Below are 12639 nucleotides of genomic sequence, written 5' to 3'. Positions count from 1 at the left end.
AGCGGCGTTTCAAAATCAGGCTTCGATGAGCGGCGGCTTGGCTTCGGCCAGTGGCCGAAGGGTCAGTCCTGCGGCGCCGCGGGATTTTCGGGCGGCGCTGGCGGGCGCGGCGGACTTATCCGCGTGACCTTGCCGTCGGCGCTGCGCGCCTCGAGCGTTCCGTCCGAGCCGATGCGCGCGGTCGCGCCCGAACTGGACCGGACTTCGCTATAGGCCCCGCCCCAATTGCCCAGCGCGCGCGCCTCGATCGCGTCGTCGGGGTCGCGCATCGCGCGGCCCGCGGCACGCATCTGGCGGACATAGTCGCCGGTGACGCCCATGGCCCGCATCGCCGTCAGATCGTCGAGATTCACATCGGGGAAATAGCGGCGCATGTCGCGGGCATAGGCCGGGTCGATGCCCACCGCTTTCGCGCCAACCAGATCGCCGACGTCGGCGTTCGGAAAGACACGGCGCATCGCGTTGATATAGGCCGGGTCGACGCCGGTCGCCTTGGCCGCGATAATGTCGTCGGCATCAGCATGGCCGCTTTCGCGCATCTTGCGGACATCGTCGGGTGTCACGCCGACCGCGCGCATGCCGACAAGATCGTCGGGCGACAGCGGCTTGCGGGCAGTAGCAGGGGCCGGCTTGTCGGTCCGCTCGCCCGCCGAACCCACGGCCGCGGCGGACTGCAATGCCGCGGCCGGGGCGGTTGCGACAGGGGTGTGGACAGGCCCCGACGCGGACGGTGTGGCAGTCGCGGAAAAGGCGGCGAGCGGCGCCGATACGCCGGCGAGCAGCACCAGGCTCATCAGAACCCAGCTCGCGCTGGCGGGTCCGCGCTTCAGGCTGCCGTCGAGGACGCGGGTGATCCGGCGCTTCAGGCTGTTCTGCGCCGGCGCGACCCCGTGGGCGGCAAGCAGCGCGCCCTGATTGTCGTGACGCGCCGCGCCGACGAGCAGCGAGGCATAGTCGGGACCGTCGATGTCGGCGAGCAGCACGGCATCATCGGCCGCTTCCTCGCGCAATTGATGGCTCTCGCGCGCCAGCATCCAGACGAGCGGATTGAACCAGAACAGCGCGCAGGCAAGGCGCGCCGCGAGCAGTTTCGCCCAGTCGAGCCGCGCGACATGCGCCAGTTCGTGCGCGATGATCGCCTCGGCCTCGGCCACGGCATCGACGGCGGCCGGGTTAAGCACGATCGTCGGGCGGACCACGCCCCAACTGATCGGCGAGCGCAGTTCGTTGCTGACCAGCAGCGCTGTCCCATGCTTGAAGCCCATCCGCCGCTGCGCTTCGGCGAGCGCCGACAGCCACGAAGGCTGAACCAGCACATCGGCTCGGCCGCGCATCGCGAACAGCCGCACCACGGCAACCGTCATCAAAAGGGCAAGCAGGAACAGGGGAAAGCTGTACACCCAGATGGCGAGGTCGGCCATCGCGGGCAGCGTCCAACCGGCATCGGCTTTGCTATCCGCAGCCATGGCCGGCGCCGCAGCGCCGGGCTGAGCCGCCGCCGCGGGAGGCGCCTCGACGACCGCCGGTGGCGCCGACATTGCAGGCGCAGATGCTTCGACCCAGTCGGCGGGCAGCGGGGCCCATTCGGGAAGCGCCAGCGTCGCCACGGGCAGCAGCAGCAGCGCCGCCAGCCCGGCATGCGCGATAAGCGAACGCTCGCCTGCCGAACGCGACCGCGCGAGGCGCAGCAACAGCAGCGTCAGCCCGGCGATGATCGCCGATTTCCAGGCAAGACCCAGCAGGGTCGCGGCGGTGATCATCATTTCGTCCTCCCTTCGCGCGCTTCGGCGATCAGCTTTTCCAGCTCATCGAGATCGCCCGCACTCATCTTGTCCTGCATGCCGAGCAGCGCCGCGGCGGCGCTGGTCGCCGATCCGTTGAAAAAGACGCGCACCACCTGGGTCAGCGCCGATTTGCTCGCCGTCTTCTCCTCGACGCTCGGCGCATAGAGAAAGCCGCGATCCGATGCCTCGCGCACAACGAAGCCTTTGGCCTCGAGCCGCTTGAGCATCGCGCGGATCGCCGATCCGGACAGTTCGGCGGGCAAAGCCTCGCCGATTTCGGTCACGGTCGACGCGCCACGTTCGTAAAGAATATCGACAATTTCGCGTTCCCGCGGGGGCAAGCTCGACAACATGCGAATCACCTTTCGCGCTACATTTGTAGCGTGCTACATTTGTAGCGCATGCTTGGCAAGGGGTTTTATTCGACCAACACACATGCTTGCGGCAAAGCCCCCGAAACCATAGGGTCGCGGCATGATAGGAGAACAACCATGATCGATTTCGCACTGGATCGCCGGACGCTGCTGGCGGGCATGGGCATGGCATCGGCGGGGCTTGCGATGCCGGCATGGGGTGCGGACAGCGCCGACGCGCGCCTCGATGCACTGCTCACCCGCCAGTTCGATCAGGCGCTGATCGATGACCCGACCCGCGCCGCGAGCCTGGGCCTCGATATCGGTGCGCGCGCCGGGCTGCGAGCGCGATTTCCCGACTGGTCGGCCGCCGCGCGGACCGCACGCGACCGCCGGATCGACACCGACCTTGCCGCACTACGCGCGATCGATCGCGGTGCGCTCGGCGATAATGCGCGGGTGGCCTATGACAGCGCCGAATTCGATCTTGTGGCCCGCCAGCGACTGGCCCGCTTCCCCTATCACACCGGCGGCTTTGCGCACCGCGCCGGTCCCTATGCAGTCACGCAGCTCGGCGGCTTCTATACCGGCGTCAGCACCTTTCTCGACAGCCAGCATCCGGTGAAGACCAAGGCCGACGCCGATGCCTATATCGCGCGAATGGAGGCAACGCCGGCGCTCCTCGACGATGATAGCGCGATCGTGCGCGCCAATGCCGCGATGGGCGTCGTCGCGCCGCGCTTCATCATCGAACAGGCCCTGCAGCAGCTCGGCCGTTTGCGTGACGGCGATGCGGCGTCGAAGACGATCGTCGCCTCGCTCGCCCGCCGCGCCAACGCCATCGGCCTCACCGGCTATGATGCGCGCGCGCAGGTGATATTCGAAGGTCCGATCCGCGCTGCTCTGACGCGTCAGATCGAGGTGCTGACGGCGCTGCTGCCTAAGGCCGGTGACGAGGCGGGCGTATCGCGCCTTCCGGACGGTCCCGCCTATTATGCGGCGACGCTGGCGCAGCACACGACCACCGACATGACCGCCGAGCAGATCCATCAATTGGGGCTCGACCAGCTTGCCGATCTGCACGCGCGCATGGACAAGCTGCTCACCGCGCAGGGCTTCAAAGAGGGCAGCCTACGCCAGCGGCTCGACGCGCTGACCGCAACCGACGGCCAGTTGTTCGCCAATGACGATACGGGGCGCGCGGCGCTGCTCGCCTATCTCAACGATCGGCTCACCACCATTCGCGCCCGCCTGCCGCAAGTGTTCAGCCGGATGCCGCGCGCGCCCTATGAAATCCGCCGCGTCCCGCCCGAGATCGAGATCGGCGCTCCTGGCGGTTCGGCGCAGGCCGGCACCCCCGACGGGTCGCGCCCGGGCATTTTCTTCATCAACCTGCGCGATACGCACGAGTGGCCGCGCTACACGCTGCCGACGCTCGCCTTTCACGAGGGAGCGCCGGGGCATCTGTTCGAAAATGCCCTGAAGTTCGAGGACGCGGCATTGCCGCTTTACCGCCAATCCTCTTACGTCACGGCCTATGGCGAAGGCTGGGGGCTGTATGCCGAGCAGGTTGCCGCCGAGCTCGGGATGTACGGCGACGATCCGCTCGGCGAGATCGGCTATCTGGCGTCCTATGCGTTTCGCGCCTCACGCCTCGTCGTCGATACCGGGCTGCACGCCAAGGGCTGGAATCGCCAGCAGGCGATCGAATTCATGGTCGAAAACTCGTCCGAAACGCCAAGTTCGGCGCGAACCGAGATCGACCGCTACATCGTCTATCCGGGGCAAGCCTGTTCATACAAGGTCGGTCAGACCGCGATCAGCCGGCTGCGTGATGAGGTTTCGTCGCACCGGGATTATGACATCAAGCGCTTCCACGACGTCGTGCTCGGGGCCGGACGCATCCCGCTTGCGGTGCTCGAACGCCGCGTACGCGACGCCTTTCCGGCCTGAGTTATTTCCCTCGGCCGCCCGTGCCGCTATCTGCAGCGGGCAGTCGAGGGAGTTTGACGATGCCGATCAAGGCCGCCCGTCTCTATAATGATGGCAAGCTCGTGCGTGAGCTGGGCCCGAACGAGGCCATTCCCGATCATTGCGATCCGGGCGACTTTTTCTGGCTCGGCCTGTTCGAGCCGACCCCCGGCGAGCTGGAGGGGATCGCCAGGCGCTTCGGCCTGCATCCGCTGGCGGTCGAGGACGCGCTGAAGGCCAACCAGCTGCCAAAGGTCGAAGCCTATGGCGAGCAATTGTTCGTCGTCGCCAGCACCGGCAATCGCGATGGCGACACGATCCAGTCGGGCGAAACCGCCTTCTTCCTTGGTCGCCATTTCATCGTAAGTGTCCGTCACGGGTCGGCGCGGACGCACAGCGAGGTGCGCGCGCGGCTCGAATCCTTGCCGGCGAAACTGGCGCACGGCCCCGATTATGTACTTTATGCGATTCTCGATTTCATCGTCGACGGCTATTTCCCGGTGATCGACGCGATCGAGGACCGGCTGCTTACGGTCGAGGAAAGCGTCATGGACACGCCGCTCGACGCCGACGACATCCGGCATCTTTACGGCCAGCGGCACGAGATCATCCGCTTTCAACGCCTGGTCGGATTGATGAAGGATGTCGCATCACGCCTGACCAGCGATGCCGACCTGCCGTGCATCGACGATGCCGTGCGCCCCTTTTTCCGCGACATCTGGGACCATGTGCAGCGCGCCGAATTCCGCCTCGTCGGATTGCGTGATGTCGCGGCGTCGGTCGTCGACACCAACAATCTGCTCGAACAGCAGCGGCAGGGCGCGATCACGCGCCAGCTTGCGGCCTGGGCCGCCATTCTGGCCGTACCCACCGCGATCGCCGGCATTTACGGCATGAATTTCGAGCATATGCCCGAACTCGGCTGGACCTTCGGCTACCCCTTCGCGCTTGCCTTGATGGGCAGCGTGTGCGCGCTCCTCTATTGGCGCTTCAAGCGGATCGGCTGGCTCTAACGTCGGCCCGCTCTTGCCCGGTCGCCACCGGGACGTTATCTGTCATCCGTCATCTTTTTAAGGAGTCGGAGGATCATGGACCGCAACTGAACGCATCGCCCCTAGCCTTGCCTTCAGGAAAGCCTTTTCCATGTCTACGATCACCCTCTCCCGCCTCGGCTGGTCGACCCCCGACGGTCGCCGCATATTTTCCGATCTCGACCTTCAGTTTCGCCCGGAACGCACGGGTATCGTCGGTCGCAATGGCGTCGGCAAGTCGACCCTGTTGCGCCTGATCGCGGGTGAGGCAACGCCGACAAACGGCGCGATCAGCCGCGGCGCGCGCATCGCCATGCTGCACCAGACGGTGCAGGTTGCCGCCGATGCGACAATTGCCGACCTGTTCGGCGCGCGCCCGGCGCTGGCCCTGCTCGCGCGCGCCGAAGCGGGGACGGCGTCGCTCGACGACATCGCAGAGGCCGACTGGACGCTGGCTTCGCGGATCGACGAGGCGCTGGCCGGTGTCGACCTGCCGCTCGATGTCGCGACGCCGCTTGTGCATCTTTCGGGTGGACAACGCACGCGCGCCGCGCTCGCCGGCGCGATATTCGAGCAGCCCGATTTTCTGCTGCTTGACGAACCGACCAACAATCTCGACCGGCAGGGCCGGGAGGCGGTGCGCGCGATCCTGCGCGACTGGCAGGGCGGCGCGATCGTCGTCAGTCACGACCGCCAACTGCTCGAGGAGATGGATGCGATCGTCGAACTGACCGCGACGGGCGCCGCGCGCTATGGCGGCGGCTGGAGCGCCTATTCCGCGCGCAAGGCGGTCGAACAGGCGGCCCTTGAGGCCGAGCTTGCCACCGCAGAGAAGCGCGTCGATCAGGCCCAGCGCCAAGCGCAGGCCGCCGCCGAGCGGCAGGATCGCCGCGATTCGCGGGGCCGGAAAAATGCGGCGCGCGGCGACATGCCGCGCATTGTGATGGGGGCAATGCAGCGCCGCGCCGAAGAATCACGCGCTGCCGCCGGGCGGCTGGCCGAACGCCAGCAGGGACAGGCCGAGCAGGCGCTCGCCGCGGCGCGCAGCCGGATCGAGATCGTCGATCCGCTGGCGATCGCGCTGCCGTCGACGGGTCTCCCGGCTTCGCGGACGGTCGTTGCGTTGGAGCATGTCCGCGCGGGCTATGACGGCGGCGCACCCGTCATCGATGATTTGTCGTTCACGATCACGGGACCCGAGCGATTGGCAATCACCGGCCCGAACGGATCGGGCAAATCGACGCTGCTCGCGCTGATCGCCGGAACACTGACGCCCTGGTCGGGGAGCGTGCGCGTCGGTGTGCCGTTCGCGCTGTTCGATCAGCGCGTCGCGCTGCTCGATCCGCTACTTTCGATCGCCGACAATTTCCTGCGGCGCAACCCCGGGGTCGGCAACAATGCCTGCCGCGCCGCGCTCGCACGCTTCCGCTTTCGCGCCGACGCCGCCGATCGCATCGTCGGCACGCTCAGCGGCGGGCAGGTGCTTCGCGCCGGGCTCGCCTGCGTCCTCGGCGCGCCGCAGCCACCGCAGATGCTGATCCTCGATGAACCCGGCAATCATCTCGATCTCGATTCGCTCGCCGCGATCGAAACCGGGCTCGCGGCCTATGACGGCGCGCTCATCGTCGTCAGCCACGATCCGGCCTTTCTGGATGCGATCGGGGTGAACCGCGAGCTGGCGCTGGGCGACGACTGCGGCCTGCCCTCACCCGGCTGACACGCCAGCGACTTGCCAGCGACGTCTGGCTGTGGCAGGGGCGCCGCTCCCACGGCGTGGGGCGCTTAGCTCAGTTGGTAGAGCATCTCGTTTACACCGAGAGGGTCGGCGGTTCGAGCCCGTCAGCGCCCACCATCCCCGGCCGGACCCGAATGGGGCGGGCCGCGTCTCTTGATCCAGCGCAATGACCGCGCGCCGCGCGCGCGTCAGAACTTCGGTGTCGCACATGCAATCGGGAGTCTGGAGATGTTTGCACGCAATGTTGGCACAATCGACCGCCTGCTGCGGATCGTCATTGGCGTAATGCTGATCGTTCTCGCCGCGTACGAGCGTATCGGCCCGTGGGGCTATATCGGGGTGGTGCCGCTGCTCACCGGCCTGTCGAGCCGCTGTCCCGCCTATTCGCTGCTCGGGGTCAGCACCTGTCCGCGCGGCTGAGGCGGCGCACGTTCCACAGCGTGAAAAGGCCGATCGCGGCCCAGATGATGTTGAGGCCGGCGGACGGCAGGGCACCGTTATAGCCCGAATTGATGACGAAGCCGGTGGCGCCGACGACGTTCATCCATTGATAGGCCGCGCCGCGCGGTTCGAGCTTGCCGAGCGAGAGCAGCACATAGCTTGCCAGAATGATCGCGGCCGCGGTCCAGCCGATCACCTCGATCATGATCTGAAGCAGGTTCATCGCCCTATTCCCAAAGAAAACGCCCGCCCCGGTAAGGGGGCGGGCGCGTGTTGCCGATTATCCTGCGGCAATCAGGCCGCGAGCTTGCGCAGCACATAGTGCAGGATGCCGCCGTTCATATAATATTCGACCTCGTTCGCGGTGTCGATGCGGCACAGCGTATCGAAGCTGAAGGTCGAGCCGTCGGGGCGCGTGACCTCGACCGTCACCGTCTGGCGCGGCTTGATGTCGGCGATACCCGTGATGGTGAAGCTGTCGTCGCCGGTCAGGCCCAGCGTCTCGCGGGTCTGCCCCTCGAGGAACTGGAGCGGCAGCACGCCCATGCCGACAAGGTTCGAGCGGTGGATGCGCTCGAAGCTTTCGACGATGACGGCGCGGACGCCGAGCAGGTTAGTGCCCTTCGCCGCCCAGTCGCGCGACGAGCCGGTGCCATATTCCTTGCCGGCGATCACCACGAGCGGGGTGCCATCGGCCTTGTGGCGCATCGCGGCGTCGTAGATCGGCATGACTTCCTGGCCATAACGCGACATGCCGCCTTCGATGCCCGGGACCATTTCATTCTTGATGCGGATGTTGGCGAAGGTGCCGCGCATCATCACTTCGTGGTGGCCGCGGCGTGCGCCATAGCTGTTGAAGTCGGCCTTGCTGACCTGATGTTCCATCAGCCATTTTCCGGCCGGCGAGTCCGCCTTGATGCTGCCCGCCGGAGAAATATGGTCGGTGGTGATGCTGTCGCCGAGGATCGCAAGCGGCTTTGCGCCGACGATGTCGCTGACCGGTGCCGGCGTCATCGACATGCCCTCGAAATAGGGCGGGTTGGCGACATAGGTCGAGCCAGCGCGCCACTGATAGGTGTCGCTGCCCTCGACCTCGATCTTCTGCCAGTGCGCGTCGCCCTTGTAGACGTGCGCGTAGCGCGCCTCGAACATGTCGCGGTCGACCGCGCCGGCGACCATGTCGGCGACTTCCTGGTTGGTCGGCCAGATGTCCTTGAGGAAAACGTCCTGCCCGTCCTTGCCGGTGCCGATCGGGGTGGTGGTGAAATCCTCGATCACCGTGCCCTTGAGCGCATAGGCGACAACGAGCGGCGGAGAGGCGAGGAAGTTGGCGCGCACGTCAGGCGACACGCGGCCTTCGAAGTTGCGGTTGCCCGAAATGACCGCCGCGGCGACGAGGCCGTTCTCGTTGATCGCCTTCGAAATCGGCTCGGCAAGCGGACCCGAGTTGCCGATGCACGTCGTGCAGCCATAGCCCACGAGGTTGAAGCCGATATTGTCGAGATGCTTCTGCAGCCCGGCCTTTTCGAGATAGTCGGTTACGACCTGCGATCCCGGCGCGAGGCTGGTCTTGACCCACGGCTTGGGCTTCAGGCCCAGCTCGTCGGCCTTTTTGGCGACGAGCCCCGCGGCAACGAGAACGCCGGGGTTCGAGGTGTTGGTGCAGCTGGTGATCGCGGCGATGGTGACGTCGCCGTCGCCGATGTCGAAATCCTTGCCCTCGACCGGCACGCGCGTCTGCGCCTTGTTATAGACCTTTGCCATGTCGGCATTGAACACATCGTCGACATCGGGAAGCGAGACCCGGTCCTGCGGCCGCTTCGGCCCGGCGAGCGACGGGACGACGGTCGACAGGTCGAGTTCGAGCGTGTCTGTGAATACAGGGTCCGCCGCGCCGTCGACGATCCACAGCCCCTGCGCCTTCGCATAGGCTTCGACCAGCGCGATATTTTCTTCGCTGCGGCCGGTCAGGCGCATGTAATCGATCGTCTTGTCGTCGATGCCGAAGAAGCCGCACGTCGCGCCATATTCGGGCGCCATATTGGCGAGCGTCGCGCGGTCGGCGAGGCTCAGCGAAGCGAGGCCGGGGCCGAAATATTCGACGAAGCGGCCGACGACGCCCTTGGCGCGCAGCATCTGCGTCGCGGTGAGCACGAGGTCGGTCGCGGTGACGCCTTCCTTCAGCTTGCCGGTGAATTTGAAGCCAACGACTTCGGGGATCAGCATCGACACGGGCTGGCCGAGCATCGCGGCTTCCGCTTCAATCCCGCCGACGCCCCAGCCGAGGACGCCGAGGCCGTTGATCATCGTCGTGTGGCTGTCGGTGCCGACGCAGGTGTCGGGATAGGCGACGGTGGTGCCGTCGGCATCCTCGCTCGACCACACCGCCTGCGCGATATGCTCGAGGTTGACCTGGTGGCAGATGCCGGTGCCGGGAGGCACCGCCTTGAAGTTCGACAGCGACTTCGACCCCCATTTCAGGAAGTCATAGCGTTCGCCGTTGCGATAATATTCGATCTCGACATTCTGCTCGAACGCCTTGGGCGTGCCGAATTCGTCCACCATGACCGAGTGGTCGATGACGAGGTGGACGGGGACGAGCGGGTTGATCTTGGTCGTGTCGCCGCCGAGCTTGGCAATCGCATCGCGCATCGCGGCAAGGTCAACGACGCAGGGAACGCCGGTGAAATCCTGCAGCAGCACGCGCGCCGGGCGATACTGGATTTCGCGGTTCGAATGGGGATCCTTCTGCCAGTTGACCAGCGCCTGGACGTCATCGGTCGAAACGGTGAAGCCGCCGTCCTCGAAGCGCAGCAGATTTTCGAGCAGCACCTTCATGCTGAACGGCAGGCGCGAAACATCGCCCAGCTTTGCTGCCGCCTTTTCGAGCGAATAATAGGCGTAACTCTTGCCGCCGACATTCAGCGTCGAGCGGGTTCCGAGCGTGTCGTGGCCGGTGGTGGTCATAGGTCAGCAGTCCCCATGTTGGCGCGGCGGGGAATGACGGCCGGCCGCCCAAGCCAGGAGAGCGGGGCAAGCGGAGTCGCACGCGCGGGTTTATGTCCGCGCCGCCTTACGCCGGAAGGCAGGAATTGCAAGGGGGTGGCGGTGGACGATGCACGCGAACCCGGCCTTTCGTCCACGGGCGGCGCCCGAAATTTCCCCGGACCAGGACACAAAGCGCCGCGGTCCCGAAGCTTTGTTATTCGGGATGACGATCCCGCCCGAACAATCGCGTCAGGCAGTACCGCGCACCGCGAGGCGGACGGGTATGCGGGTGCCGTCGCGGGCGTGGGCATCATCCTCCAGCGCCATGGCGACGAGCGCCTCACCCGCGGCGTCGAGATCGGGCTCGATCGTGGTGAGCGCTGGGTCGGCGAGCGTGCCGGCGCGAATGCCGTCGAAGCCGATCAGCGCGACGTCGCCGGGCACGCTGCGCCCCATATCCTTGATCCCCTGTAGCACCCCCAGCGCGAGCATGTCGCTGGCAGCGAAAATACCGTCGATGTCGGGATGCGCGGCGAGCAGAGCACGCGCGGCGGCGATGCCCTCTGCATGGCGATCTTCCGCCGGCGGCGGCTCGGCGAGGATGGGGGCGAGGCCTTGCGCGGCGAGCGCTGCGGTGAAGCCGTCGCGGCGCTCGTCGAACTGGCGCTGCGGCGAGCGCTGCGGGCCGACGAAGGCGAGGCGGCGACGGCCTGAGGCGACGAGATGATCGGCGGCGAGGCGCCCGCCCACCTCATTATCGCTGCGCATCCAGTGGAAGTCCCCGCCGGGGCTGCCCCAGCAGGTGAAATCATGCCCCGATGCCTGCGCCGCGGCGAAATAATCCCACGCGGCGCGGTTGCTGGTCGTGCCGATGACGATCATCGCGTCGGCGAGCCCCGAGCGAACGAAATCGGCGCGGAAATTGGCTTCGCTCTCCTGAAAGGAAACGAGCAGGTTGAAGCCGCGTGCCGAGGTGGCGGCGGCGATGCTGCCGAGGAGCGCAAAGTAGAAAGGGTTGATCGCGCTGCGGTCTTCGCCTGGGCGGCAGATAGTAACGAGCGCGATCGTCTCGCTGCTTTTGAGGCGGAGCGACGAGGCGTGGCGATCGACAACATAGCCAAGCTCGGCCGCCGCCTGCGCGACGCGGGCGCGCGTTTCGGCGTTGACGCCGGGGCTGCTGCGCAGCGCGCGCGAGACGGTCGACTGCGACACGCCCGCGCGCTCGGCGACGTCGAACGATGTCGGGCGCAGGGTTTTCATGTGCAGTCCGTCTCCCCTCTTACGCCGTCTCTTGCGTCCACGCCGGGGCTTGTCAATCGGCGAGGCCGTCCAATGCCAGGAGCGCGAAGCTCGCGAGCCAATGTTCGCCCATATAGTCGCCGGTGACGTGCGGGAGCGCGGCGGCGAGGTGCTGCTCGGCGGCAGCTTCGGCGACGGGGGCAACGGGGTGCGCCGCGCCGAGCTTGGCGGCGATCGCACGCCAGCACCAGGCGCGGCTGAGATTGAGGCCGTCGAGATGCGCGATCTTGCCGTCGCTGCGGTCCGACACGGTGGCGGGGGTGAAAAGCGTTGCGGGTTGATGCGCAGCGGCGCGGGGCAGGAAGACCTCGAACCACACCGGGAAGGCGTCGCCGAGCACGACCGCCATCAGATGCGCCTCGGTCAACGCCGAGGAGAGAAATTCGTCGCCGCCGGGTTCCCATGCCTGACAATCGCGGTCGCCGGCGAACCAGTCGCGCGCGCGGGCATCGATAAGCGCGACGAGCGCGGGGTCGCGGAGCGCGGCCCAGTGGCGCGCGAGGAGCAGCGCGAAAGCGATGTTGAAATGGGTGCCGACGCGCAAGGGATAGGTGAGCTTGGGCAGGAAGGCGTGGAAACGCGCCGCAAAGGCGAGCGCGAGCGGTTCGAGCGCGACGGCCCAGGGGGCGTTGTGCTGTTCGGCCTCTGCATGGAGCGCGAGGAGCCACGCCCAGCCATAGGGACGTTCGAAACCCGCCGACATCGGCCGGTCCAGAAAGGCAAGCTCGCCCGCGACCTTGCCCGGCACGAGCATCGCATCGGCGCGCGCGCGGATCTCGGCCGCAACGGGAAGATCGGGATAGAGGCGCGCAAGGCGAAGGATCTGCCACCAGCCATGGACGCAGCTATGCCAGTCGAAACTGCCGTGAAAGATCGGGTGATGCTCGCGCGGGGGCCGTGCGTCCTCCGGCCCGTTCAGCACCAGGTCCATCTTGTAGGGATATTCGCGGCCGAGATGCGACAGGGTCGCGGTGGCAAAGCGGACGGCGTGGTCGGGGGTGAGGTCGGTCATTACCGGAATTTCTCTATCCGTTTGT

10 protein-coding genes and 1 tRNA gene are annotated in these 12639 nt (G+C 66.7%); 5 read left to right on the top strand and 6 right to left on the bottom strand.

Annotation, left to right across the window (positions count from 1 at the left end):
* Nucleotides 1–62: 62 nt before the first annotated feature.
* Both MU856_RS00250 and MU856_RS00245 read right to left on the bottom strand, forming a co-directional pair.
* Complete coding sequence (locus MU856_RS00250) at nucleotides 63–1763, bottom strand: M56 family metallopeptidase (protein ID WP_062901118.1); 1701 nt, start codon at nucleotides 1761–1763, stop codon at nucleotides 63–65.
* Nucleotides 1760–2137, bottom strand: coding sequence for a BlaI/MecI/CopY family transcriptional regulator (locus MU856_RS00245; protein WP_003043189.1), 378 nt, complete (start codon nucleotides 2135–2137; stop codon nucleotides 1760–1762). Before MU856_RS00245 ends, MU856_RS00250 begins: the two co-directional genes overlap by 4 nt.
* Before the next feature lie 138 nt (nucleotides 2138–2275).
* On the opposite strand from MU856_RS00245, the gene MU856_RS00240 reads away from it, so the two are divergent.
* The 5 genes from MU856_RS00240 (at nucleotide 2276) to MU856_RS00220 (ending at nucleotide 7294) form a co-directional block, all read left to right on the top strand.
* On the top strand, nucleotides 2276–4090 hold the full coding sequence (locus MU856_RS00240) for a DUF885 domain-containing protein (RefSeq protein WP_062901119.1): 1815 nt from the start codon (nucleotides 2276–2278) through the stop codon (nucleotides 4088–4090).
* 59 nt (nucleotides 4091–4149) lie between these two features.
* A complete protein-coding gene (locus MU856_RS00235) occupies nucleotides 4150–5121 on the top strand; it encodes a magnesium and cobalt transport protein CorA (RefSeq protein ID WP_062901120.1) in 972 nt (323 codons plus the stop codon).
* Nucleotides 5122–5251: 130 nt separating this feature from the next.
* The gene (locus MU856_RS00230; RefSeq protein WP_062901121.1) at nucleotides 5252–6856 is read left to right on the top strand and encodes an ABC-F family ATP-binding cassette domain-containing protein; all 1605 of its coding nucleotides are present in this window, start codon (nucleotides 5252–5254) and stop codon (nucleotides 6854–6856) included.
* 59 nt (nucleotides 6857–6915) lie between these two features.
* Nucleotides 6916–6991 (top strand) — tRNA-Val (locus MU856_RS00225).
* 111 nt (nucleotides 6992–7102) lie between these two features.
* A complete protein-coding gene (locus MU856_RS00220) occupies nucleotides 7103–7294 on the top strand; it encodes a DUF2892 domain-containing protein (RefSeq protein WP_062903031.1) in 192 nt (63 codons plus the stop codon).
* Here MU856_RS00220 and MU856_RS00215 read toward each other — a convergent pair.
* The 4 genes from MU856_RS00215 to MU856_RS00200 all read right to left on the bottom strand — a co-directional run bounded on the left by MU856_RS00215 (nucleotide 7272) and on the right by MU856_RS00200 (nucleotide 12614).
* A complete protein-coding gene (locus MU856_RS00215) occupies nucleotides 7272–7538 on the bottom strand; it encodes a CBU_0592 family membrane protein (RefSeq protein WP_003043326.1) in 267 nt (88 codons plus the stop codon). The two genes, MU856_RS00220 and MU856_RS00215, sit on opposite strands and share 23 nt — an antisense overlap.
* A gap of 71 nt (nucleotides 7539–7609) precedes the next feature.
* Nucleotides 7610–10282, bottom strand: coding sequence for an aconitate hydratase AcnA (acnA, locus tag MU856_RS00210; protein WP_263588166.1), 2673 nt, complete (start codon nucleotides 10280–10282; stop codon nucleotides 7610–7612).
* Between the two features lie 270 nt (nucleotides 10283–10552).
* Nucleotides 10553–11563, bottom strand: coding sequence for a LacI family DNA-binding transcriptional regulator (locus MU856_RS00205; RefSeq protein ID WP_062901123.1), 1011 nt, complete (start codon nucleotides 11561–11563; stop codon nucleotides 10553–10555).
* A gap of 52 nt (nucleotides 11564–11615) precedes the next feature.
* Entirely contained in the window at nucleotides 11616–12614 is a 999-nt protein-coding gene (locus MU856_RS00200) for a DUF2891 domain-containing protein (protein WP_186401244.1), read from the bottom strand.
* Nucleotides 12615–12639 lie beyond the last annotated feature (25 nt).

The sequence above is a fragment of the Sphingopyxis sp. GC21 genome, assembly GCF_025727575.1.
Taxonomy (GTDB): Bacteria; Pseudomonadota; Alphaproteobacteria; order Sphingomonadales; family Sphingomonadaceae; genus Sphingopyxis; species Sphingopyxis terrae_A.
This window is presented reverse-complemented; position numbering and strand designations above follow the sequence as displayed.